Raw genomic sequence first — 25,621 nt, 5'->3', positions numbered from 1 at the left:
AATTGAAGATTTATTCTAAAAATTGTATCAGATCACTTTTCTTTCTAAGCTTTAAGGGAGATATGCCAAACATCTGATACATGTATTTATTCATTTGAGAAGAATCGTAAAATCCGCACTCGTGGGCAATTGAGGTTAATGAAATATCTTTTTGGGAAAGAATAAGAAAGATAGCCCTCCTGATTCTGGTCCATAGTAAAAACTTCATAATACTGCTTCCGGTCTGCTGCTTAAACAAAAAAGCAAGACGGGATGAAGAGAGTGAGACGGTCTTCGATATTTGATCAAGAGTTAATCTGGTAGACCTGTATTCATTATTAATGATAGCAATGGCACTGTTTACTCTATCGTCTGTGATCTGGAAATTTTCATCAGCATTCATTGATCTGATGAGATCCCGGATGTTGATTTCGCTTCCTGTGATCCCGAAAAAATTCATAAAACTTTCCCTGGTGAGAAATATTTCAGTGTTTTTGCTTCCTAATTTTTCAGATATATTTTTTCCTGCAATGGAGTATGCTTCTACATTCATTACAATCAAATTACTATTTGTACAAATACAGGAATGAGAAACCTGAGGTCTTATGATAAAGCCAAAGATATTCTCACAGTATTTATTTCCAGATATGGTATGAAAAGGATTGTCCGAAGTATATACAATCTGATAGGCAGAATGTCTGTGTACATCAACATTTGATTTATGGGCTTTTAACGCTAATATTAAATTATTCATAAACTGGCTGTTGAAATAACTGCAATTTTTTTAATTATAGAATTAAACCCTTTCCAGCAGAACCAGGCTGTGATCATTTCCACCCAGATGATTGTAAAGAAGAACATTATTCAGATTTTCTTTTTTCTGAGAATTGATCATCATGATTTCAGGGATCTGCTGTTCCTTAAGCATATGACAGGCTATAAAGGTAGAAAACCCACTTGCCGTATTGAATTCTCCACTCAGATGTTTATAATACAGCTGTGCGGAATCCGGAAAGATATCCATTGCTTTTGTATAGTAGATATCTGAATCTGCATCTCCGCTGAACCCTAAGATTACAGCATCAATCTCTGCGTTGGAAAGATTGTTCTGAACTAAGAAATTCTGGATAAAATCCTGTACTTCATTCAATTCAACCTTATTATTAATTTGGATATTCTTAAGCTTGGCGTAGGAACTTTCGGTCTTTTCTTTTCCTATAATAAAAAAGCTGGCACCTTCACCCCAGATCACTCCATTAGTCGTAGAGTTTAAATAATCTGCAGGAAGATCAGTTTCTTTTTTGATGGTATTATTCAGACGGTAAAGCTCCATTATTCTGTTCGTCTGTTCATCTGTAGAACCTGCCAGAACATTTTCTGCTTCTCCGTCATTGATCTGAAGCTGAGCATCCAGTAATGAAAACTCAAGGGAAGAAGATGTATTTACGTACGTGAAGTTATACGCATGACACTGTAATCCCAGGGCAATCTGTCCTGCTACCGTGTTATGGGTAGACTGGATAAAAAAGGTAGGCGTAAGGAATTCTTCATGGTTGTCAATTACGTTTTTCAGGAATTTTTCAGAATCCTGCGAGCAGCCCATTCCGGTTCCTACGATAATGGCATCCGGCTGTTCAATCCCTGCTTCCTTCAGAGCGTAATGCGATGCTACAGAACTCATTTTTACCGTTTTAGACATTCTCCTGATCATCGCAGGCGGAATGAACTCTTTGTAAATGGGTTCTATGGCCTTAAGGATGTTTGAAGAATTTTCAGGATGAAGGTTCTGAAGAATATTTTCATTTAAAGTGTCCTGAACCGAGATACAGGACGCACTGTTGATGTATACTGCACTCATGATTTTGAGAAAATTAAGGTAGAACAGTTTCCTCCGAATCCAAATGAATTGGAAAGAACATGATGAATGTTTTTTTCTTTCAGTTCGGTAACAGGAGTAAGGTCAAACTCTTCCATTTTTGTTTTGAAATTCAGGTTCGGGAAGATCACGCTGTTTTGCATGGCTAAAATTGAAAATACAGCTTCAATTCCTGCCGCAGCGGCCAGCGTGTGGCCTGTAAATGCTTTGGTAGAACTGAATTCAGGAACCTGGTTTTCCCCGAAGATTCTGATCATGGCAATTCCTTCTGATAAATCATTGTTGGGCGTTGCCGTTCCGTGAACGTTGATATAATCTATATTTTCTTTTTCCAATCCTGAGATTTTAAGGGCTTGCTGCATGGCTAAAAATGCACCCTGTCCGTTTTCTGAAGAGGCTGTCTGATGGTGGGCATCATTGGCATTTCCATAGCCGGAAAGATAGGCCAGAACTTTTTTATTTTCTTTTTTTACCATTTCTTCAGACTCAAGCACTAAGAAAGCCGCAGCTTCCCCAAGATTCAGCCCTTTTCTGTTGTGGTCAAAAGGAGTGTTGTAAGAATCGGTAAGGATCATCAGGGTGTTGAATCCGTTCAAAGTAAATTTTGAAAGAGAATCTGTTCCTCCCACAATAACGCGGTCCAAAACTCCGTTTTTAATCAGTTTAGCGCCCATCATAATGGCATTGGCAGCTGATGAACAGGCTGTACTGATGGTAGAAACCATTCCTTTTAATCCCAGATAACCGGCAATCGCCAATGAAGAATTTCCGGCATCGTGTGCGTCAATATATTTTTGCTTTTCGGGAAAGTCTTCGTAAGAGTAGAAATATTTTTCGGTGATATCCATCCCGGCTACACTGGTAGAGGAGATCAGCCCTGTTCTGCAGCTATTAATATCTGATATTCCGGCACTTTCTACAGCTTCTTTTGCAGCAACCATTCCTAATAAAGACGTTCTTGTTATATTGTTGTCTTCATCAAGCTGAAGCTGCTGTACAAGGTCTTCATTGGATAATTTTATTTCACCCGTTTTAATGCTTCCGGCGTGGCGGGTCTCAACCATTTCAATATCTGAAATTCCGTGTTTTCCGGATTGTAATGAAATAAAATTTTCCTCCACATTGTTTCCGATGGAGGAAATGATGCCCATTCCTGTTATGGCAATTTTTTGACTCATGACATTAAATAATGTAACAGTTCAGCAATCTAACAATTGATCAATAATTGCTACATTGATATACTGTTAGATTGTTATAGTAATTTATTTCGTTCTGTTATCCTCGATGAATTTCGCCATCGTATCGATAGACTGGAAAATCTCTTTTCCTTTTTTAGGATCGGCTAATTTTATTCCGTAGTCTTTATCAAGAAGAACGATCAATTCCAAAGCATCAATAGAATCTAATCCTAAACCTCCTCCGAATAACGGATCTGTATCTTTGATTTCTTCTACAGATACATCTTCAAGGTTAAGAACTTCAATAATTTTGTGCTTCAATTCTGTTTTTAAGTTTTCCATAAATAGTATTTTAATGTAACAATATATCAATGTACCAGTTTACCAATGGTTGTTATTGCCTTTAGCATTGGTACATTGTTAAATTATAATGTGAGCAAATATACAAAAGCTTTGTAATTTTCCTGATACAATTCCACCCAGCCGCACAATACTTTGTCAGCTTTTCCGGAGTGCAGAATCTGTTCAGAATAATCGTTTAAAAAATTTTCATCAAATTCGTCCAAAACGAAAAAAGCATTTTCAGTCTGCATTTTGTGTTTAATACTGATTTCGCCTACGCAGATATTGGGCAAAGTGTAGACAAAAACGGCAGGACTCGGATAGAAGTTATCCTGATCGTTGATACTTTCCTGATATTTGAAATCCGTATCCAGACTGGATGACCTGTTGGCAAAAACGATGGCCGTTCTGCTGTGATCATCGTCTTTCAAAATAGTTTCAGCGGAAAGAAAAGCAAGCTTGCTCAGATTATCCATTTTATGAAATTTAGGATAGCTGAGATCCAAACTTTTATACGCTTCTTTGGCAAATTCCTGAAAGGTTTCGCTTGGGCTTTCAAAAATAAGATTTCCGTCAACGGTTATTTTTGAATGTTCTATGGTACAGCTGTTGAGTTTCTTCATTACGTTCAGTTTAACATTTTTCCAGTACAATAGCTGAATTACATCCACCAAACCCAGAAGCGGTCTTTAGAATATATTTAATCTCTGCAGTCTGGCTTTCTTTGATGATATTTAAAGGCTGGATTACTCCCATTTCTTCAAAATTCATTGAAGGAAGCAACGTGTTGTGAAGAGCACTTTCCATAGAAATAATACTTTCCAGAAGTCCGGAAGCACCCAGGCAGTGTCCGTAATATCCTTTCATACTGTTGAGCGGAATATTCTGGAGATTCATTCTGTTGAAGGCAATGGCTTCCATTTCGTCATTATATAAAGTGGCTGTTCCGTGGGCAGAAATAAAATCAATCTGTTCTGAAGAAACCTTCGCTTCAGTCATGGCATTTTTGATACTGGTATACAATCCGTCACCTGTTCTTGATGGTCCGGAAATGTGATTGGCATCATTGACTGCAGAATCTCCAAGGACTTTAAACCTGGGTTTTTCGTTTTGTGTGATTCTTTCTTCGTCAGAATGACAACCAGTTACATAAACTGCGGCAGCTGCTTCACCGATATTAATTCCGTCTCTGTTTTTATCATAAGGTTGGCAAGGCCCTGATCCTATTGCCTGAAATGAATTGAATCCTGAAATAACAAATTCAGAAAGTTCATCACCTGCCACTACAAAGGCATCTTTATATCTTCCTGCCTGAATCATATTCTTAGCAACAGCAATAGCCATTACTCCTGAAACACAGGCATTGGAAATAACAATAGGTTTTGTTTTGAATCCAAAGAAGTCGGCTATTTTTTGTGCGAGTTTTGATAAATAAACGCCTTCTGGTAGCTCGGACTGGTTTTTTAACAGGCTGATATTTCCTTTTGTGGTGGAAAGAATAAATGCAGTATCTTCTGATATAGTATGTTTTCCCACAAGAGGCTGTAAGCTTAAAAGAAGCATCTTCTCCAGTCTTGTGAAATTGATTGTATTCTGAGTGAAGAATCTGTTGAATTCTTCATTCAGTTTTTCAGAATCAATCACAGAAGCATAAAAAGCCTCCTGATTGTCTATGATTTTATGTAAGGCAACTCCCGATTTTCCTTCTGAAAGAGCATTCCAGTTGGAATCAACATTTAAGCCCAACGGAGTCACACAATTGTAGTCTGTGATATAAATTTCCTTTTTCATGATAATCCCATTTTATCTTTCCAGTTTTGAAAAAACTCCGGATTGTACAGGCATAAGCTTCCGTTACTATCAAGAAATACCTGAATGGTTTCTCCACTGCATACCAGTTGATCTTCCTGATTGAAAAGCTCATATCTGTAAATAAGTTTGGCAGATACAGAATTGATAAAAGTGGTCACAATTCTGAATGTTTCTCCATACTTTAAAGGAAGAAAATGCTCACAAGTACTTTTTACGATCGGTGTTACAAATCCTGCATCCTGAATGTCAAGATAGGTAAGACCGTGCAGACGACCGAAAGCTTCTCTTCCGTCTTCAAAATACACGATATAATGCCCATGCCAGACAATTCCCAGCGGATCTGTCTCATTGAACCGTACTCTGACTTCTTCAGTACAGGTTAATATATTTTCTTTAGACTGCATTTTGTTTTTTTTCGTAAAAAAGGGAAATAGCGACGGTGGCAATATAGAACAGGAAAAGGAAAATCAGTTCTTTGGCAATCCCAGCAATTCCGCTGTTCCTTAAAATAATATCATAATAAGCATTCAGTCCCCAGTTCATAGGAGAGAATTTCGCTACGGTCTGCATGAATTCCGGCATTAAAAATACAGGAACCCAGATTCCGCCAATGGCTGCCAGAACCACTACGGAAGTAGCACCAAATGGGGCAGACTGCTCCTGTGTATCGGCAATCGTTCCTAATAAAACACCAAATCCAATTGCTGCCAGTCCTGCAAAAAGCGTTACTGTAACAAGCTGGAGCATTTTTCCGGATACATCAAAAGCCGGAAGATCCATATAAGGGAAAAGGTAAATTCCTACGGCAACCATCAGTAAAAACTGAATAAGACAGATGATAAGATAGGTAAATGTTTTTCCTAAAATATGGACAAAATAAGGAGTAGGACTTATTCTTGCTCTTACACTTGTGCCCTGGCTTTTTTCTTTTACCAGATTGATGGATAAAGGGACTACAATAAAGAAGATGGCAAAAAGTGTCCATGCAGGAACGTTGTGCTGAACAGAATTCGGCATTACATCCATTTCTCCTTTCCTGGGAGTGATTTCTTTAAAGCTGATCAGGTTTTTATTTTCGTCAAGATTCTCCGTTGTTCCCAGCTGATCCTGGAATGCTTTGTAAATCTTTTTATTTTCAATCTCAAAAACCATTTTGTTGACAGAATTCATCACTGAATTTTTGAAGCCGGCATTAGTTGCAGGATCAAAGTACAAATGAATTTCTTTCGCCTTAGGAGCTGCTGTTTTTACCTTTGCAGAATCTCCTTCCAGCCCGAATGAACTTACAATGGTCTGAACTTTAGAATCAATATTGGAATTTAAATCTTTCGTTAAATTTTCAGGAATGACAATCGCCATCTGATAATCTCCGGAAAAGACAGCATCCTGAGCTGATTTTTCATTAAAATTGGTCAGAAGCTGAAATGTTTTGCTGTTTTCCAGTTCCGCTTTTATGTTTTTTGAAACTTCAGATTTGTCCTGATCAATAAAAATAATAGGAATCTTTGACCCTTCAAGGTTTTTAAAGGTAGAATCCTGAATAAGGGTAATGGTGACAATCAAAAGCAAAGGCATCACAAAGATGATGACGATTCCTCCGATATCTCTTTTCAGCAGCTGGATTTCTTTAATAAAGCTTCTCCACAGTTTATACAACAACATCTCTTAATTCTTTTCCGGTTAATGAAATGAAAACATCCTCAAGGTTTTCTGCATGGGAAATCTGTGAAACAAGTTCTTCAGGAGTTCCTACAGCATGAATTTTTCCATGATCGATGATGGCAATTTTAGTACAAAACTCTTCTGCTTCTGAAAGGTGATGGGAAGTATAAATAATACAGGTTCCCTGTTTGTTTAAATCCAGAAGATAGTCGATAATTGCTTTTTTAGACTGAACATCCACACCAACGGTTGGCTCGTCCAGAAAGAGAACTTTAGGGTTATGAAGTGTTCCTGCGATGAGGTTGCAGCGGCGTTTCATTCCTCCTGAGAATTGTCCCACCTGTTTGTTGGCAAATTTTGAAAGTCCCATGATTTCCAGTGATTCATCAATGGCTTTTTTAAGCGGGTTATGCTTTAAGCCATACAAACTTCCAAAAAACATCAGATTTTCTTTGGCTGTAAGCGTTGGATATAAAGCGTATTCCTGCGGAACGATACCGATAATCTGTCTTATTTTGAAACCATCATTCTGAGGAGATAAGCCATTAATGGTAAACTGTCCTGAAGTAGGTTTTATCAATCCTGAAAGCATCGAAATCAATGTTGTTTTTCCGGCTCCGTTGGGTCCGAGAATTCCGTAGATTTCATTTTTGCTGATGCTCAAAGAGATATCATTTACAGAAAACTCATCAGAATTTTTGTATTTTTTGTACAGGTTTTTAATCTCAATCATATTTTCCGCCATATCAGATCGCTTTTCTCAGTTTTTTATAAAAAGCTTCTTCCAGATCAGCAATGTGCAGCATCGTTTTTGAAAGTTCGTTGTAGATATTGCTTTTAGAGTTTCTGTTTTTATAAACTCGGGCAATATCAACAGCAAAATCTCTCCAAAGATCACCAATAGAAGTTATTTCTTTTGATAATTCCTTAAGCTCTTCATTTTTAAGAATGACCGCCGCTTCCTGAAGAAACGCTCCGTAAATAAACCTGAATCCTCCGCCTCCGGTTCCAATTTCTTCCTGCATTCTGATCAATTGCCCCAAATAATGATTGGTCACTTTTGTTCCTTTCTTCTCAGCCCATTTGGGGATGCTTTTCGCTACCCATCTCATGGCTTTTACCCCAATAAGCGGTACGGGTGCGAGCATATTTTTGCAGGTATCTTTGATCCCTTTTTTGATGGCTTCTTCAAGATTCACATTTTCAGGGACATAAACAGGGTAGTACATATGCCCTTTCGGAGGAAGTGCTCCTTTTGCATATCTTACTTTCTCCAGTTCGGCTTCGGAAAGGAATGTTGTATAATCCATCACCGGGTCGCTGATCAGAAATTTTCCGTCTTCTTTTCCGTATACCACGAGGTTATGGGCATTGAAGTGAAATTTGTATTCTTCAGGAAAATAAGTAAGGTTGAAAACGCCCACCTGAAGTCCTGTAGGAATATTTTGTTCCAGATTTCTTTCAAGAGCTTTTTGGGCATCTTTAGGATTTGAGAATTTTTCTCTTTTGATTTTAATTCCTAATCTTTTAGCTGCTTTACTGAAAATTGCACCCGGCATCGGACGATAGCTGAAGCCCGGAGCAAAATTCACCTTTAAAAAAGGAAGGTAGACAAAAAACAGTCCTGAACCAATCCCGAAGATCATAGGCTCGCTTAGTTTCAGGCCTTTATTAAGCAGTAGATTAGAAGCAACACCGTTTTCGCAATGCGCAGTCTGATGGTGTTCAAAGTTTAATTTCATTTGCTGATTGTATCTTTTCATGGGGTCAAATGGAACAGGCTTTATTTGAGCCTTATCTCATTTATTTCCCGTTGAAGTTCTTTAATTCATCCACCGAAATACCGAAAGCATCGGCATATTTTTTCAGTGCATTTTCGCTTAGTGTTTTAAATACTTTTGGTTTAAAATGTCTTTTTACCCTCCATTGCCACATTCCTACATATGAAGCAAGAACGCCAATATCCATTTTGTTCAGTTCCATAAAATAAACAATGGGGCTTGCTGTATTATTGGCAACGCTTTGTTTTGCTTCCTCAATTCTTTCATAAATAAGTTCCATCGATTCATCCAGAGCAGCTTTTTTGGCATCCCAGCCCGTACTGTTTGCTGTCGTGTAGTTGTCGTTCTCATCCGTCACATACAGAACTTCAGTCATGTTGGCGGATTTCAGGTTACTTTCGTCTTGAGGCAGATCTTGTTTTTTCATCTAAATAATGTTCATTTTTTTAGATTACAGATGGGAAATAATCACCTGTTTTTTGATTCTTTTTAATCAGGTGGCTAAAATAGTGAAAATACATTATATCGTTATCGTAATTACAAAAATCCACTATTATAACATTACTGAATATTATGATATACTGAAGCAGGACCTGATTAAATTGCATTATGTTAAATTATAAATTTTGTTAAAAAGGCTGGTGATTAATCGTATTGTGTTGGGTTTTTGGTTAATTTATTTATATTTGTTTGTGTAAATGATTAAAAAACTAATAAAACAAAAACCATGAAAAACTTAAGACAGCTTACAAAAAATCAATTAAAAAAAGTAAAAGGAGGTTTAACTGCTTATATTTCGTGTGCTAACGGAACTAATGGACAAATACGTAATGTAGGAGTGAACACGGATATTGCAACTGCTGCTGAGCAGATTTGCGGAGGCAACGATTATGAAGTTATTATCTAAAAAAGAAATTAAGTAAACTTCAATTAAGAAACATGCTGTTTAGATTCTAAACAGCATGTTTTTTTGTGTTTCTCCCTGACCATCAGAGTTTCACGGATTTCTCCAATGTTTCACGTGAAATAATTTATCTTATGATGAGGTTTTGTAAGTGTAATTTGTTGTTTATCAGTTGTCTTTCGAAAATATTATAAGAGAGGAAATGAAGAAAAAATGTATATTTTTATTGTAAAGCTTTTGTAATCAATTCAATAGGAGTGGGCTTTAGCCCACTTGCAAAAAATGAAAAAATTCAACTGGCTTTAGCCAAAACATATATTTTAAACACAATGGGACAAATGAGTTGCACGAATTTTCACAAATCCATTTAAGATTAATATTTAGAACAAAAAAAACTGTACGTTTTGTACAGCTTTTCTATATCTATATTCAATTGAATTTTACGATTTTACCTCCTGAATAAACAGGTTGATTTCTGCTCTGATCAATAATTCATCATGAGTAAAAGTTTCACAGAAAATATGGCAGATGTTCTCAAACTGTGAAATAAGCGAAGCTTTGGAAATGATTTTATCATTTACTTTCGGAAGGGCGAATATCTCAATCTTCTTGATATTGGTAATGAACCCGATTACTTTTGTATCGGCTTCAGGATTTTCAAAGAAGCTTTGTCCAAGAATAGATGAGCAGGTTTGGGCCATATTTTCGATTAAGCCGGCTTCTGCAAACTCATTGTTGTGAACAAATATATTATCTTCTTTTATTTCAAAGGAAGTCACCACTTTTTCTTTGGTCAGTTCAAGGATATAATCTGCCATCAGCATCGGTTCACGATGTGGTAAAAAGTTGTGTATATTGATGATATTTTCTTCCTTTATTTCCATTTTCAGTTTATTTTACAGCGGTTTTCATTTGAGATTTTGCAATCACTTCACCGTTCAGTTTCGTAACGATATTTACCAGGGTTACTCCCATTACTTCGTTAAGGATGGTTACCTCAGATTTCAGATGATCCCCTACTTTAGGCAGTATTTCAGCTTCAAAAGATTTGATGGCTCCGATATATCCGGTGGGAGCATCTTTTCCCAGCAGATAATATTTATATCCGGTATGAAGGGCAACGCTCTGCGCCTGATGCTCAATCAGTCCCGAAGCCTGGAATAGTCCGTCCTGGATAAAAAGGTTGTCTTCCTTTATCTCAAAACCGGATAAAAGGTGGCTTTCAGAATATTCTGACAATTCATGAACCATTACAAAAGGAAACCTTTGCGGGATCAGGCTTTCTACAAAATCTTTATCGGATGTCGGCAGTTTGTTCTCCATTAGCAAACGGTTAATAAAGCACAAGAATAAGCGAATCTTCCGCTTTCAGGCACACAAAGAAGTACTTTTTCTCCTTTTTTTAGTTTTCCTGAATTCATCAGCTCTTCAAGGGCAATAAATATAGATCCTGCGCCGATGTTTCCAACCTCAGAAAGGTTATAGAACCATTTCTCTGCAGGGAAATCCATTCCTTTTTTAGCAAACTCTTCTTTCAGTCCGTCTTTAAAGTATCCGGAAGAAATATGAGCCAGTACGTGGTCAATTTTTTCCGGGTCCAGATTATGTTTATCGAAAGATGATCTTAAACTTTCAGCTCCTTTTACCAGAATGTATTTATCAAGGATTTTAGTATCCTGTTTAATGGCAAAAATAGATTGCTTCAGCCATTCATCAGAAGGGTAGTCTGCCCATGATTTCAGGCTTCCGTCTTCCAGCTTGTCGCATCCGGCATACATACATGCTTCAATTTCGTGTGCATAAGAATAGAAATCAATGAATTCTACTTTTAAAGAAGTGCTGTTTTCTCTCGGTTTATTTTCTAATAAGAAAGCTCCTGCTCCATCAGAAAGCATCCATCTCAGGAATTCTCTTTTGAAAGCAATAATAGGTCTTTCCTCCAGTAATTTTAAATTTTCAGCTTCATGGTTGAACTTGTCAGCAGTCATCCACGAAGACATTCTTTCAGAACCTGCGCATACTGCATTTTCCTGTACACCGGCTTTTACGGAAAGGAATCCATAGTTCAGGGCATTCATCCCTGAGTTACAAAGACCCGTTGAAGTATTAATTTCAATAGATTTTCCGATGTTCAGTTCACCATGTACCATAGAAGCGTGGGAAGGCTGGATCTGGTCCGGTGAAGTAGTTCCTACAGATAATAATTTCATATCTTCCTTTTTGAAATTTTCGTCAAAAAGTCCTTCGATTGCTTTTGCAGTAAGCTGCGCATTAGAGTGGGTAGGGTTTCCTTCTTTATCTAAAGCGTAGTATCTTGTGGTAATTTTATTATTTCTCAGGATAAGTGATTTTGCTTTAGATGGCGCATCATTGATAAGCCCAAGATAAGTCTCCATTTCATCATTCGCTACCGGCTCATTGGGTAAGTATTTTGATGCTTTTGTTATAAATACGTCGTACATTCTATTTTAAATTAATTCCTTGTAAATATCTTTTTTGTTTTTGTCTTTTAAACCAAAATATAGGGGTTGTAAGCAGGTGTAAAACCAAAACGACAGGTGAAATAATCCATATCGCTGCCATCAAATATACCTTAAAGAATTTTATCAGCAATGGGCGTTTCTCTTTTTTCTTGATAATCAGATTAGACCACACTGTAAAAATTTTGTTTCCTACCTTCTCTACACGTACCAAAAAAGGGCGTATTTCAATGGCTCCGTTTTTCACAAGAAGCGGCTGTAGATTATTAAGGTCGTTATTATTAAAATGTCTTTCAATAATCTCGCCATACTTTACAGAACCTGTGATTTCTTCATCGGAAACTCCTGCAGCAGGAAGCATTCCTGATTTTTTTTTCTGGCCTGTGGTAAGCCATCGGAGAATGGTTAATACACTGGTATAATTGTCGTGTCTGTCTACCAAAGCAATATTCCCTACCAGTTTAGCCTGTAAATCTCTTAAGTAAACCTTTAATTTTTCCTGGGAAAGCATCCACATATTTCTGGTTCCTGAGATGGTAACTACCGGAGTATCTTTAAGAATGCGGCTTGCATATTCGCTTTTTAAGAAAGAAATAATAGGAATGGATGGTGTGAGATACCATACCTGATAACCAAACAGGATAAGGTCATACTTTTTGTTCAGAATTTCTTCCGAAGGAGGCAGGATTTCTTTTGGAATCTGTAAATAAGATTCAGGAAAAGTGTTGAAAAAGACATCGCCTGGCCAGGGAAAAGGAAAATCTTCCTTGAGCTGAATGTTGTAATACGTAATATCATATGCCTCCTTTTTAGCTTCAAAAGGTTTGGCTATATTTTTCACGATATCTTCGAGTTGCCCGGTTTGTGAATAATATATGACAAGTATATTTTTCTTCATTGGTTTTCTTTAGCGTTTACAAAAATATGTTTTTCATATTTATTATTTAGTTTTAAATACTTTTAATGATTCAGAACTAAATTTTAATGCATAATTATCACTTACAAACGAAGTGTTTTTTGTATTTACAAAAATGATCGTCTCTGGCAGATCCTGAATTTCATTCAGGGTAAAGTGTTTATCTGAAATCAAAAGAACATCAATCTTTTTGGTCACTTCCGAAACATCTTTTATATACTGTATCTTTCTTCTTTTTACCAGATAGCTGTGTGCAGCGGTTGCTCTTTTTTGATCATCTTGAATCAGAGAAAAAACTTTTCGGCTGGACTGATATAAAGTTAACAGAGCATCTTTTTGTCCAAAATCATCAGCCATATGAAGGATATTGGCTTCATTGGAAATATGTTTGTTCAGTTCGAAATATACGGATTTGTTGGCATTAAAGTCTTCTTTTACTTCTTTTACCACTTCGCTGTCTTTATACAGGTAGCTCAGGAATAATTTCTTTTTAAAATAATTTTCATCCTCAATCTCTTCACGCAGTTTGGCAAATTCTTTTCTGAAATAAGCATTGATCTTCTTTGTTCTCTCAGAATAATTTTGTCCAAAACTCATGTCGTCTTTGCTGATTCTGCTGCCTACTTTTACGGTAATACTTCCGTCATAGATAATGAAATCTCCTTTCGGCAGCACCTCAGAATTTCCGTGGATGTAGAGCGGAAGAATATCCAGCCCGAACTGCTCGGCAAGATAAAATGCTCCCTTATGGAATCTTTTCACATCATTGGTGTAAGAGCGTTCTGCTTCCGGGAAAACAACCAGGGAATATCCTTGTTCTACTTTTTCTTTCAGTTTGTCCATTCCATTTTCGATTCCCTGCGAAACAGGGTAAAAGCCCAGTGCTCTTACCAGTTTCCCAAAAACAGGAGACTGATACACCCAGTCATTCACCAGGTAAATGATTTTATGAGTAGCCATTGCAATAGCTAACGTATCCAGAAAGGAGGTATGATTGGCAATGATGACAGCGGGTTTACTGAAATCCTCAGCTGCATTTTTAATGACCTTCTTCTTTACAAATGGATTAGAATAAAGAACAGAAGTTAAAAATCTGGCTAAAATAAGCTTGATAATATTTAATGTCGGTCCTTTGGAGTTCTTAACAAAGAAGCTGCCAAATGCTGAAAATATGATTCCCCCAAGTCCGTAATATAAAAATGATAAGACTGAATTAAGGAACAATCTCAAAGTAATTGGAGAAAGTCCTTTTTTGGCCCTGTTGGTAATGAATAGTCTGAACCAGAAAGGATATAAGGTAGAGGTAATGATAATAACCGAGAACATTCCTATCAGGGCTACCAATGCTAAAGAATGCAGTGCCGGATGTTTGGCAAAAATCAGGGAGCCAATTGAAAGGATGGTTGTGAAAACAGCCAGAATAATAGAAATTCTATATGTAGGTAATTCATTTTTTCCTGTAGTATGTTCTTTCTGCATAGCTTGGGTAAGGAAAATACTGAAGTCGTCTCCCACTCCAAATACCAGTGTACAGACTACGGTGCTGAAAATATTTAATTCTAATCCTAAGAAATAAAGAATTCCGGCCGTTACAACTCCTGTTAAAACAATCGGGAACATGGTAAGAACCGTTAATTCAAAATTCCTGAAGAAAACGATGATGGTTAAAATGATCGCAAGAAGAGAATAATTGATCAGGGTATTGAAATCCCTTTTCAGCAAGCCAAGAAAATTTTCGTTCATCTGCTGGCGGTCAATGGCTATGGCATCATGCTTCTTTTCAATGTCTTTAATGAAAGTATCTCTTTTTTTCTCGTTTACTTTTACCACATTGGAAACCGTATAGAAACCATTTTCGTTGCTTATGAATTCTGAGATCTGAAGTGCTTTCACTTGTTGATAATCCTTCAGACTTAATGCGGTGTAGTTCTTATGCAAAGTTTCATTGAAATTATCAAAAGCAGAACTGTTGAAACCCAATTTATTTCCATTACTTACAAGCTCGGAGACGGTTTGATTCTTCTTCTGGTCATTCCAGAAACGGTTCCATTTCTCAATCTTTTTTTGCTGATCCTTTTCAGAAAGGACTATACTTCCGATAGAATTATAGCTTAAAATCTTACCTTCTTTCTTCTCTTTTTCAAGGAAGCCGCTCAATTCAGAATTCCTGGTTAATGCTTCTTCTTCTGAGTTTCCATAAGAAATAGTATAAATAGATTTGGAAGTAATATCAGAAAGTTTCTGAAGTTTTGCTTCGCTGATTTTTAATTCTTTTGGGATATAATTCAGGTCACCAATATCTTCATTAAAACCTACATGCCTGAAACCAAAAAGGCAGGCAAGAATAATAATGGAACAGCCTATAATCAAAGGCTTGTTTTTCTCGTAGGGATAAGACCCGATCCTGTCAATAAAGTTCGTATTGAGATGTTCTCCTTTTTCTTTTGGCTTGTAAAGCTGGGGAACGATAATTAATGCTGTGATTGAAGAAAGAATCACTGTAATGGCAGCAAACATACCTAAGTCCTTCAATGCTTCCGAGCGAACAAAGATCAGGCATAGGAATGAAACGGCTGTCGTTGCACTACTCAAAATAATTGGTTGGGTGATCTCTTTGTAAAGCTCCTCAATATTATTGTTGTGCTTATAATGGGTAAGAATATGCAGGGCATAATCAATGGTAATTCCAATCAGAATGGCTCCCACACTTAATGAAATTGCCGAAATCTTATCTTTAATAAAATAAAGGACTAAGAGAGCAAGCAGTACTGAAAATACGGTCGGGAGAAATACGATGATTGGAGTGAAAATATTTCTGAAATAATAGATCAGAAGGATTAAAAGAACCGTCATGGAAATGACTACCGTGTTCTGAATGTCTTTTTTGATCTGCTTCGCATTGGCCACTGCAATCACCGGAGAACCGAAATAGCTGATCTCTGTTTTTCCTTTGAACTGTTTGTTGATTCCGTCTTTGATGGAATTAAGCTGATCTATAAAGGCCTCATTAGCTTTCGTATCATTGCTTTTGTTTTTGGGATCAATGAAAAGCAATAGATTCTTACCATCTTTCGTTACAATATAGCTGTCTTCAAGTTTGAAATCTTTGCTGATGTTTAGAGCATTTAATTTTTTGATTCCCAGAAAAGTAAGTCCCAGAGGGTCTTTTTTAATAAATTCTTTGGTAACAAGACTTGTAGGAGAAACCAATGATATATAATTATCCTCTACCTGCCTGGCAATGCTGTCTTTCTGAAGTTTCTTGTCAATTTCATTATAATCACTATCATTAAGGAATAAAGGTAAATTCTGATTAACAAAATCAAAGGTTTCGGAGATTTCGTTATCATTCACTTTGCCCTGAACAGAACCGATGTATTTTTGTAACGGATCTATTTTTTTCAGGAAAGTATCTGCCGTTTCAGAAAGCTGGAAGCTGTCTTCACTGGATTTGTTCTCAATAATAACAATAATCTTATCCGAAAAATTAAGCTGTTTCAAAACCTTTGCAGTGAGATCTGACTTTTCATTTTTAGGAATAATCTGATTGATGTCTTCCTCAAAATTGATCTTTGACGCAAAGAAAATGCATAAAACGGCAATTCCCAGAGCTGCAAATACAGACAGGACTTTATTTTTGGAAATCAGATAATATAAAAATATAAAAAAGCGATGCATTGCATTTAAATCAAGTCTGCAAATTTAATTTTTTAAGCATTAGTTCAAAATAGTTAGCGATAAGTTTTAACTGAAAATCAATAAAATATTCTAGGAAGAATGAAAAAATATTCTACTTTTGCAAAAGTTCCCTTTTGAAAAAATGTATTTTAAACCACCATTATTATTAAAAAATAAGAATCTGTTTTAGATATGTTGAAAAGAAATGATGAGAAAATAAACGGATTTCTATTTGTAATAGTACTTCCGATTCTGTTGTTTGCTATGTCTTATTATGGATTTGAATCTTCCTATACAAGACTGAAAACATCAGAGACAACCCCTGATTTTTTATTTTCCTCGGTATATGCTTACAGAGTGATTCCTAATTATCTGAGTGTACAGATGACAGATTTGATGTACAATCTGATCAACGGGCCACTTTCTTTCTTCAAAGATTTCTTATCAAAAAACGGAACCCCTTTTTATCATGGGCTTTTCCTGATGAACAGTGTGTTCTTTATTTTGTGTTCTTTGACTTTGAATGCTATTTTCCGGATGAAATCAACAGGGCTTTTGTTGAATCTTAATGCAAGGAGAATTATTCATCTTCTATCTGTGTTTTTTATTGTGATAACACAGTTTGCACCTACAAACTGTGATACCATTGCGCTCTTCTGTTATCTTGCAGGCGTGTTTTTGACTCTTAAATATGTAGACACGAGAAAAAAAGTTTTCTATTTTATTCTCATTGGTCTTATCGGAATCTCTACTTTGGTAAGAGAAACGGCTTGCCTGAATATTGCTTTTTTTGCTGCAGTTTTTTTCAATATAGATGAGTTGAAAAAAGGAAATTATAAGGTTGTCTGGAAAATTATACCACTGGTTGTTGCTTTTCTGGTTCCTTATCTGGGGTTGAGAGTCTTGCTTGTTCAGGATGAAACTACTTTTGTGGAAGGGTTTTATATTAACAGAAACTTTTCCAGTCCTTTTAACCTTGCAGGATTAACCTTTGCATTAATAGTGATTTATTTTATATATGGTCTTTGTTCTGAAGAAGAAAACAGAAGTGTTTTTGGAAAGTATTTTTTCTTTTCCATTCCTTATCTTCTTATGATTACTTTAGTAGGGCTTTTCTGGGAAGTGAGGCTTTTCCTGCCATTAATTCTGACCGGGATAATCACAGCATATCATCAGTTTAAAAAAACATCAGAGATTTAGCATGAGTTTACTACATCCATATTATATAATTGCAATCGTCTACATGCTGTTCTTCAGTATTCAGGAAGTGTATGGGAAGAAGGTTGATAAAAAGTGGTTCTGGTTTCTTGCTGTTTATTTTATTATTATTGTTGGTCTCAGAGACCATGTAGGTCCGGATTACGGAAGTTACAAGGGAATTTATATTTACTCTGATACCAAAAGCTACTACAGTATCTTTATGAAGATGCTCCATATGGAAGGTACGGAAACACTGGATGTAGAATGGTTATATACTTTGATTAATAAAGTACTTCTCAACTTTTTTGATGCACCTTTTTATATGTTAACACTGGTTATTGCTATTTTTGCGATGATCTTTAAAGTAGAATATACAGAAGATAATACTTTTTATCCCTTTACTTTTACCCTTTTCATGTTTATTCCCAACTTCTTTATCGGGGAAAGTGGGCAGATCAGACAAAACCTGGGTACCTTTATCGTTTATTTTGCAATACGGTATATTAAAGAACGAAAACTCTGGCATTACCTGTTTTTTATTTTTATAGGATCTGGTATACATAGTGTTTGTTATTTATTTCTGCCGATGTACTGGCTGGCTCGCGTTCCGTTAAATAGAACAGTGATGTTGATTATGATTGTAGGTTCTGTCTTTTTGTCTCCATTTGAAATATACAGGAGCTTTGGTGGTTTATTAGATGGTATGGTCTCTAACAGTACGCTTGTGGAAGGATTCAATGGTTATATGGATGAAACGGTACAACGACTTAACGGAGGGATAGGAATCCCGGAGGTAATGATGGCCATCCTTACTTTCTTCCTTTTTGTCTTTGATACCAAGATGAAAGAGCTGTATCCCTACTATGAATACCATAGGAACTATGCTGTAATTGGTATATGTCTTTATTTTATTTTCAGAAATAACCCCATCTTCTCATCCAGACTTGCAGGAGCATTTATTGGGTTTTCGTATATCATTATTCCGAATGCAATGTATGTTGTTTCCGGAAGGGTTAAAAATATGATATATGCATTTATCATTGCACTTGTTGTCTTTAATTTTGTTATCTTCTCTATATTTAATAATATTACAGCCGGACGATTTTCTATTGACCGTTATCAAAATCATATTCTTCCATAGAATTTTGTAGATTAAAATATAAAGGCAGCTTAAGGCTGTCTTTTTTGTTTAAAGACTTTTTGTTATTTACTTTGTTTACTGGGTTTGTTTTGTATTATTAATAACATAATTTAAATATGATGTTTTTATTTATACAATAAATCACTTTTTATTGAATCAGGCTTAAAAATTGCATTCGTTAATGACACTAAAACCCTAAGGTATGAAAAGGTTAGCTGGAAAATTAGCGGCAGTCATCTGCCTGATATTATTTGGAATCAGTTCCAAAGGTAATATCAAAGAAGATCTTCGCTCAGTTGGACATATAAGAACAATATGGCTTACTGAGAATAAGGACTCATTGAATAAGCCACTGTATGAAATAGTCCCATTATTTCTTCCGGATTGGAAAAAAGCACCTAACAGTTACATCTTTGATCCCAGTCAGAACAATGAAGGATTATTGATTCCTGTAAAAAAAGCCTATGCTATGTGGGAAGGAGGCGGATATCTTAACGGAACCGGTATTCCGGCTGGGACGGTAACAGCAGATGTTTTGTGGGAAGATGTTCACGGACTTATAAAATCCGGGGTAAATTACACTCTTGAAATAACAGGAGTGGGGCAGGATGCCAAGATAAAAGTGCCTGTCAATAAAACAAAGAAAGGAAATGCTGTGATTGCCCTCAAAGTAAACGGGGAGATTTATTGGAGCTGGCATATCTGGGTAACGGATGATCCTACCAATGGAGTTACCTATAGAAGTTTCAATAACGTTAAAAGAATGAAATCAGATGGCACAACAGAAGTTATCCCGGACTCCGACTGGAAATGGATGGACAGGAACCTGGGTGCACTTTCCAATTCTATTACAGCTTCAGACTGGAACAGGAATAACGGACTGCTTTATCAGTGGGGAAGGAAGGATCCAATTCCACCCCTGGTAACAAGAGGAAATGATTTTTATGAGGCTTCCGGTTCTATAGGACGGGTCAGGCACCGCGGCGCAAAAAATTTCACCAATGCTATAAGTATTGATGCTCTCACAAAGATAGTTCTGTACTCTGCAGCAGAACTTACCAGTAATATCAGGCTTTCAGTGAAAAATCCTCTGAGTCTAATATATGTTAATAAAGATGATAACTCCGGGCAGGCGTACTACAACAATAACGTCAATCTGCCTGTTAATTGGTTTGGAAGAACCGCTGCTTTGCCGGATAACAGACTCTCGGAGCTTAACCTTTGGTCTGATAATGCACAGGGTAAAATTGAAACAGTATATAATAGTGACAGCAGTGCAAAACCTTATAGAGATAAATCATCTTATGATCCCTGCCCCAATGGATGGCGTGTTCCTTCAATGCTTGTGGCTAACCTCGCTTCTGCTGCGTATGTAGATGATATCAGATTAGACTTTTCCCCTTTTGGGTTTAGAACCAATATGCCCAAAAATATTTATGAAGCCAATCAATATTATATCGTAAAACCTACAGATGCGGGAACTCCTGTATTTATGAAGGGGATAAAGCTCTATCCTAATATTGGATTAGACCTTTCCAGTGTCGGGGGATATAATATGGGGATATTCCCGGGAACAGGACAGCTGATCAGAGGAGCTCATTTAGGTCAGTACAGTGACCAGCATCATACGGCATTGTGGACTGCTACGATGACCAGGCATTTTGATGCAACTCCTTCAGTAGGAGTAAGAGCTGTTACCATGATTCCGGATAAAGGGCAGCCCGATATTCCGGATCCTGCTTACCCCAATATTCAGGGCAGATATTATTATATGCCGATGGGAGGAGTATATACCTCAGATGCCAATGGCTGCAGGTGTATTAAAGATCCGCTTTATATCATTAATGATTATAACTTTCCTACGGAATATATGCCGGCTGCAACCACAGAGTATAAAGAAGGAATCAATAATCCCAATACTTACCAGGTTGTTAAAAGTGCAATACCATACAGTATAGAAATTCCGGTGAGTAAAGCGTTTTCAGTACAAAGCCAATTATTGAATAATCAGAATATATTAAACCCCACAAGTTTTAATAACCTCAAGGCAAATGTTCTGTGGACTACCAATGTTAACTTGATCAGTAAAATATCTGTTGTCAACTCTTCTCCTGCCGCACTGCAGAACCTTAAAGACTCAAGGATATCTGTAGAAATACAGGCAAACCAAAGTGGAAACGCAGTGGTTACATTGCATAATGGCAGTATTGCCAATCCGGTGTACTGGAGCTGGCATATTTGGGTTACCGATACTCCGGTAGCTTCCTATACCTATACTACGGAGCTCCCGGTACAGGAAGCTGTGAATTATGTGAATTATGTTAAAAAGGCAGATATTGTTATGACAACAGAGTTTTTGGACCGTAATATTGGCGCAACAACCGCTTTCCCCACAGTTGGAAACCCTCTGTCGCCTACCACGTCTGAACTTGCTGAGATCAGAGGCTCCACAGGCCTGCATTACCAATGGGGAAGAAAAGACCCTATTCCAACGTTTCAGTATGCAGACAATAAGGCTTCGTACAATGTGTTTTTAGGAAGTGTGCAGAGTAACGGGACTGTTTCATATACTATACTTACTGCTGCGACCTATAATAACCTGACAAGTGGATATATTGTTAATTACAATACTTATGCAGCAGAGGCTGGGGTACAGGGTACGGATAAACCTGGTGATAAAGTGAATAAAGTATTGTCGTACTCCGTACAAAATCCACTGGTTTTTATGATTCCAAGTACTTTTGCTCCTTTTAACAGTGCTGTGCCTAGTTATACAAACGGAACGGACTGGATCGCTAATGAACCTAACCTGGCTCTTGACAGATGGGGAAGAGGAGGAGTGAAATCTCCTTTTGACCCTTGTCCCGATGGCTGGAGAATTCCAGACCTTTTAAGTGTGGCATTGGTTTCAGGACAGGATTTCGGACAGACGCCATGGTATAAAAAAGATAAGAATATTGCAACTTCCTATAACCTGATTACCGACTATCAGGGAATCAGGGTGAGAAATCCGTCTACTACTTCCACAATTGGATACCAGTTTTTGGATCCATCCTATAAAATCGGAAACTATCCCGATTCCGGCTCACGTGCATTCAGAAGCGTGGTGGCAAATCAGTCTCCGCAGGGAACTTTTAATGTTGTCAATTTTCAATATCCGGGAACCTGGACGGATGCGCTGGCTGCCAACTACCTAGGTAGACCTGTCAATATACTATTTAATGCAGCTTCTACAGCCAACCGGCTGATCGTCTTTCATGATAATAACGATCCCTACTTCGGGATGAGTTGCAGGTGTGTGAGAATCAGATATAATGCTTTTGGGAAAGAAGAAGGACCGATTCCGGGTTTTGTTATCAATGCAATGCGAAGTGAGTTGACACCCCCTTTACAATTTAGCAGAATACAGGCTAAAAAAGAGGTAGAGACCAATCCTGTTGTATTTTTTCCCGATCCCGTTAAGGATATTCTTTATATTAAAGTGCAGGAAGACAAAGAGTATCATTTTCAAATTTTTAATGCCCTTGGACAATTTGTAAAATCAGGACAGTTTATCAATAATCAGACAGATCTTTCATCTCTAAGCACAGGAGTGTATTTAATAAGAATAAATAACTCAGAAGCAATTGTGAAAATTATAAAACAATAAATCTTACAAATAAAGTATGAAAAGCAGAATAAGGTTTCTTTTTCTGCTTTTTTATTGAGCAGAATATTTCTTACATCTATTATGGCTGATGAAAAATTCTATACCAATGAATGTTGATCATTGTATAACAGTCTAAAACCTATGCTGTAAAGGATTTGTTTCTTTAAAGAACAAGCACTGAAAGAGAGCATAAACTACTCTGATTGATAAATTAAACCCGTTTAACAAAAAGTATATAATAAAAAAGCTTTACTTTTGCAAAAATTTTTAGTTAGAATGTCGAAAAATTTAGTAATCGTAGAGTCCCCGGCAAAAGCAAAAACTATTCAGAAATATCTAGGAAAGGATTTTGAAGTGAAATCCAGTTTCGGACACATCCGTGATCTTCCTAAAAAAGGAATGGGGATAGACCTTGCCACATTCAGTCCTGATTACGAAGTTTCAGCAGACAAAAAGAAATTAGTAACCGAATTGAAGGCCGCCGTAAAGAAAGCCGATATGGTATGGCTTGCTTCCGATGAGGACCGCGAAGGAGAAGCTATTGCATGGCATCTTGCGGATGAATTGAAACTGAAACCTGAAAACAGAAAAAGAATTGTTTTCCACGAGATTACCAAAAACGCCATTCTAAAAGCAATCGACAATCCAAGAGATATTGATCAGAATTTAGTGAATGCACAGCAGGCGAGAAGAGTGCTGGACAGAATCGTAGGTTTTGAAATGTCACCCGTTTTATGGAAAAAAGTAAAACCGGGGCTGTCTGCAGGTAGAGTTCAGTCTGTAGCAGTTAGGCTAATTGTTGAAAGAGAAAAAGAAATCCGTGAGTTTACGCCAAAGGCAAGCTTTAAACTTGATGGGATCTTTTTAAATAAAACAGAGCAGGAAATTGCTGCCAAACTGAAAAAAGATTTCGAAAAAGAAGAAGAAGCAGAAAAATTCCTGGAGCAGGCAAAAACTACAGAATTTAAAGTTCTGAATGTGGAAACCAAGCCAGGTACACGTTCAGCTTCGGCTCCGTTTACAACCTCTACATTACAGCAGGAAGCTTCATCAAGGCTTGGATATAATGTAACCAATACCATGCGTCTGGCACAGAGACTGTACGAAGAAGGGTTTATTACCTATATGAGAACAGACTCCGTAAACCTTTCCCAGGAAGCTATTGAAGGAGCTAAAAAACAAATCATATCAGAATACGGAGCAGAATATTCTTCTCCAAGAAACTATACTACAAAATCAGCTTCAGCACAGGAAGCCCACGAAGCCATCCGTCCTACAGATTTTGGAGTAAAAACTGTAGCTGATGCACAATTAAACAGATTGTATCAATTAATTTACAGAAGAACACTGGCTTCTCAGATGGCTAATGCCAAAATTGAAAAGACAGTGATTGAAATAGGAAATACATCATTGCCGCATCATTTTGAAGCACAGGGAGAGGTGATCATATTCGACGGTTTCCTGAAAGCTTACGGAATTGTGAAGACTGAAGAGGAAGATGAGGAAAACAATGATAAGTTGTTGCCGAAAGTAAGTGTGGGAGAAGTCTTGAACTATAAAACCATTACTGCTACTGAAAAGTTTACAAGACCAAGTGCAAGGTATACTGAAGCCGGATTGGTGAGAAAACTTGAAGAATTAGGGATTGGTAGACCTTCTACTTATGCTCCCACAATTCAGACGATTCAGAACAGAGAGTACGTAGATAAAAGAGAAATCGAACCCCATACCCGTGAAGTGATCAAAATGTCTTTAGCAAAAGATAAGATCAAAAAAGTAGTTCTTGAAGAGAAATTCGGTGGGGATAAAAATAAATTCGTTCCTACAGACATCGGTGAAGTGGTAAATGATTTCTTAACAGATAATTTCAGAGAAATCCTGGACTATGGTTTCACAGCAAGAGTTGAAGAAAGCTTTGACGAAATTGCGAGCGGTGATCAGAAATGGAAAGAAATGATGACTAATTTCTACTCAAAATTCCACCCAAGAATTGAAGATGTAGAAGAAAATGCAGATCGTGCAACCGGAGACAGACTATTAGGTGTAGATCCAAAGACTGGTAAAAATGTTCATGCAAGAATCGGAAGATTTGGAGCGATGATCCAGATTGGAGAAACTGATGATGAAGAAAAACCAATCTTTGCTTCATTAATGACAGGGCAGAATATTGCAACGATTACTTTTGAAGAAGCATTGGAATTGTTCAAGTTGCCTTTCGATTTAAATGAAGTTGACGGACAGCCAGTTTCTGTAGGTGTTGGTAGATTTGGACCTTATGTGAAATGGGGCGAAACATATATCAGTATTCCGAAAGGTGAAGATCCGCTTTCTGTAGATCAGAAACGTGCCGAGGAAATCATCAATGAAAAGAAGATTGCTGATGCTCCGATTGCTACGTATAAAGGAGAACCGGTAACAAAAGGATCTGGAAGATTCGGACCGTTTATCAAGTACAAAGATATCTTTGTAAATGTTCCCAAAAGATATGATTTCGAAAACCTTTCACAAAGTGATATCAATGAACTGATTGATGCTAAATTGGAGAAAGAAGCCAACCGATATATCCAGCAATGGGAAAAAGAAAAGATTTCCATTGAAAACGGAAGATGGGGACCTTTCATTAAGTTTGGAAAAGCTATGTTCAAAATTCCGAAGAAAGCAGACGATACAAAATATGATACAGAAGAATTAAAAGAGCTTTCTTTAGAGGAGGTTAAAAAATGGATTACAGATCAGGATCCTAAAGCTTTTGCAGAAAAGAAAAAACCTGCAGCTAAAAAATCCACTACTGCAAAGAAAACAACAGCAGCAAAGAAACCAGCTGCCAAGAAAAAGTAAATATAAAATAATGATAATAAGCCGTTAACAGATGTTGGCGGCTTTTTTTGGATCAGTCTCAAAAGTTGGGGGGAATGTTTAGTCATTGTATCTTTGTAATATGCTAAGCGATCACGACCTTCTTAAATTCTTACTTCCAGAATTTTTAATTGAACACTTTGATATCCTCAAAGCAGAACCCCATG

21 protein-coding genes are annotated in these 25,621 nt (G+C 37.0%); 5 read left to right on the top strand and 16 right to left on the bottom strand.

Translation table 11 applies throughout. The features are described from left to right. Positions 1 to 10: 10 nt before the first annotated feature. The 11 genes from ACODR7_RS04395 to DarG all read right to left on the bottom strand — a co-directional run bounded on the left by ACODR7_RS04395 (position 11) and on the right by DarG (position 9,057). Positions 11 to 733, bottom strand: coding sequence for a helix-turn-helix domain-containing protein (locus tag ACODR7_RS04395; RefSeq protein ID WP_488837587.1), 723 nt, complete (start codon positions 731 to 733; stop codon positions 11 to 13). Positions 734 to 775: 42 nt separating this feature from the next. Next, entirely contained in the window at positions 776 to 1,837 is a 1,062-nt protein-coding gene (locus ACODR7_RS04390) for a beta-ketoacyl synthase N-terminal-like domain-containing protein (protein WP_488837585.1), read from the bottom strand. After that, on the bottom strand, positions 1,834 to 3,033 hold the full coding sequence (locus ACODR7_RS04385; protein WP_488837583.1) for a beta-ketoacyl-[acyl-carrier-protein] synthase family protein: 1,200 nt from the start codon (positions 3,031 to 3,033) through the stop codon (positions 1,834 to 1,836). Before ACODR7_RS04385 ends, ACODR7_RS04390 begins: the two co-directional genes overlap by 4 nt. Positions 3,034 to 3,117: 84 nt before the next feature. Continuing rightward, positions 3,118 to 3,375, bottom strand: coding sequence for a phosphopantetheine-binding protein (locus tag ACODR7_RS04380; protein ID WP_034692439.1), 258 nt, complete (start codon positions 3,373 to 3,375; stop codon positions 3,118 to 3,120). An 83-nt stretch (positions 3,376 to 3,458) separates the two neighbouring features. After that, a complete protein-coding gene (locus tag ACODR7_RS04375; protein ID WP_488837581.1) occupies positions 3,459 to 3,998 on the bottom strand; it encodes a 3-oxoacyl-ACP synthase in 540 nt (179 codons plus the stop codon). Positions 3,999 to 4,008: 10 nt separating this feature from the next. Continuing rightward, the gene (locus ACODR7_RS04370) at positions 4,009 to 5,166 is read right to left on the bottom strand and encodes a beta-ketoacyl synthase N-terminal-like domain-containing protein (protein ID WP_488837579.1); all 1,158 of its coding nucleotides are present in this window, start codon (positions 5,164 to 5,166) and stop codon (positions 4,009 to 4,011) included. Beyond that, positions 5,163 to 5,591 carry an acyl-CoA thioesterase gene (locus tag ACODR7_RS04365; protein WP_488837577.1) on the bottom strand — a complete coding sequence of 143 codons (429 nt, stop codon included), beginning with the start codon at positions 5,589 to 5,591 and terminating at the stop codon, positions 5,163 to 5,165. The genes ACODR7_RS04370 and ACODR7_RS04365 overlap by 4 nt, the downstream gene beginning before the upstream one ends. Beyond that, positions 5,581 to 6,849, bottom strand: coding sequence for an ABC transporter permease (locus tag ACODR7_RS04360; RefSeq protein WP_488837575.1), 1,269 nt, complete (start codon positions 6,847 to 6,849; stop codon positions 5,581 to 5,583). Before ACODR7_RS04360 ends, ACODR7_RS04365 begins: the two co-directional genes overlap by 11 nt. Continuing rightward, positions 6,836 to 7,594, bottom strand: coding sequence for an ABC transporter ATP-binding protein (locus ACODR7_RS04355; RefSeq protein WP_488837573.1), 759 nt, complete (start codon positions 7,592 to 7,594; stop codon positions 6,836 to 6,838). Before ACODR7_RS04355 ends, ACODR7_RS04360 begins: the two co-directional genes overlap by 14 nt. A 1-nt stretch (position 7,595) precedes the next feature. Continuing rightward, entirely contained in the window at positions 7,596 to 8,591 is a 996-nt protein-coding gene (gene darH, locus ACODR7_RS04350; protein ID WP_488837571.1) for a BtrH-related acyltransferase DarH, read from the bottom strand. 61 nt (positions 8,592 to 8,652) lie between these two features. Next, complete coding sequence (gene DarG / locus ACODR7_RS04345; RefSeq protein WP_488837569.1) at positions 8,653 to 9,057, bottom strand: flexirubin biosynthesis protein DarG; 405 nt, start codon at positions 9,055 to 9,057, stop codon at positions 8,653 to 8,655. A gap of 300 nt (positions 9,058 to 9,357) precedes the next feature. Between DarG and ACODR7_RS04340 the strand changes: the two genes are divergently transcribed. Beyond that, positions 9,358 to 9,537 (top strand): bacteriocin-like protein, encoded by a 180-nt coding sequence (locus ACODR7_RS04340; RefSeq protein WP_089695162.1) that lies wholly within the window; start codon positions 9,358 to 9,360, stop codon positions 9,535 to 9,537. Positions 9,538 to 9,974: 437 nt separating this feature from the next. Here ACODR7_RS04340 and ACODR7_RS04335 read toward each other — a convergent pair whose 3' ends face one another. From ACODR7_RS04335 to ACODR7_RS04315, 5 genes are read right to left on the bottom strand one after another with little or no spacing between them, the layout of a single operon-like run. Beyond that, complete coding sequence (locus ACODR7_RS04335) at positions 9,975 to 10,418, bottom strand: hotdog family protein (protein WP_488837567.1); 444 nt, start codon at positions 10,416 to 10,418, stop codon at positions 9,975 to 9,977. Positions 10,419 to 10,425: 7 nt separating this feature from the next. Then, positions 10,426 to 10,857 carry a hotdog family protein gene (locus tag ACODR7_RS04330; protein WP_488837565.1) on the bottom strand — a complete coding sequence of 144 codons (432 nt, stop codon included), beginning with the start codon at positions 10,855 to 10,857 and terminating at the stop codon, positions 10,426 to 10,428. Further along, positions 10,857 to 11,996, bottom strand: coding sequence for a dialkylresorcinol biosynthesis protein DarB (gene darB / locus ACODR7_RS04325; protein WP_488837563.1), 1,140 nt, complete (start codon positions 11,994 to 11,996; stop codon positions 10,857 to 10,859). The genes ACODR7_RS04330 and darB overlap by 1 nt, the downstream gene beginning before the upstream one ends. Position 11,997: 1 nt before the next feature. Next, positions 11,998 to 12,912 carry a dialkylresorcinol condensing enzyme DarA gene (locus ACODR7_RS04320; RefSeq protein WP_488837562.1) on the bottom strand — a complete coding sequence of 305 codons (915 nt, stop codon included), beginning with the start codon at positions 12,910 to 12,912 and terminating at the stop codon, positions 11,998 to 12,000. Between the two features lie 42 nt (positions 12,913 to 12,954). Further along, positions 12,955 to 16,608 carry an MMPL family transporter gene (locus ACODR7_RS04315; protein ID WP_488837560.1) on the bottom strand — a complete coding sequence of 1,218 codons (3,654 nt, stop codon included), beginning with the start codon at positions 16,606 to 16,608 and terminating at the stop codon, positions 12,955 to 12,957. A 192-nt stretch (positions 16,609 to 16,800) separates the two neighbouring features. Between ACODR7_RS04315 and ACODR7_RS04310 the strand changes: the two genes are divergently transcribed. The 4 genes from ACODR7_RS04310 (at position 16,801) to topA (ending at position 25,436) form a co-directional block, all read left to right on the top strand. After that, positions 16,801 to 17,808, top strand: a complete 1,008-nt coding sequence (locus ACODR7_RS04310) for a hypothetical protein (RefSeq protein ID WP_488837558.1) — start codon at positions 16,801 to 16,803, stop codon at positions 17,806 to 17,808. 1 nt (position 17,809) lies between these two features. Then, positions 17,810 to 18,949 (top strand): EpsG family protein, encoded by a 1,140-nt coding sequence (locus ACODR7_RS04305; protein ID WP_488837557.1) that lies wholly within the window; start codon positions 17,810 to 17,812, stop codon positions 18,947 to 18,949. Between the two features lie 202 nt (positions 18,950 to 19,151). Continuing rightward, positions 19,152 to 22,598 carry a T9SS type A sorting domain-containing protein gene (locus tag ACODR7_RS04300; RefSeq protein ID WP_488837556.1) on the top strand — a complete coding sequence of 1,149 codons (3,447 nt, stop codon included), beginning with the start codon at positions 19,152 to 19,154 and terminating at the stop codon, positions 22,596 to 22,598. A gap of 276 nt (positions 22,599 to 22,874) precedes the next feature. Then, positions 22,875 to 25,436 carry a type I DNA topoisomerase gene (gene topA, locus ACODR7_RS04295; protein ID WP_488837554.1) on the top strand — a complete coding sequence of 854 codons (2,562 nt, stop codon included), beginning with the start codon at positions 22,875 to 22,877 and terminating at the stop codon, positions 25,434 to 25,436. Positions 25,437 to 25,621: the final 185 nt, after the last annotated feature.

This window comes from Chryseobacterium sp. FG46, from assembly GCF_057809135.1.
Note: the sequence above shows the minus strand (reverse complement) of the source record. Positions and strands in the feature narration are given on the sequence as shown.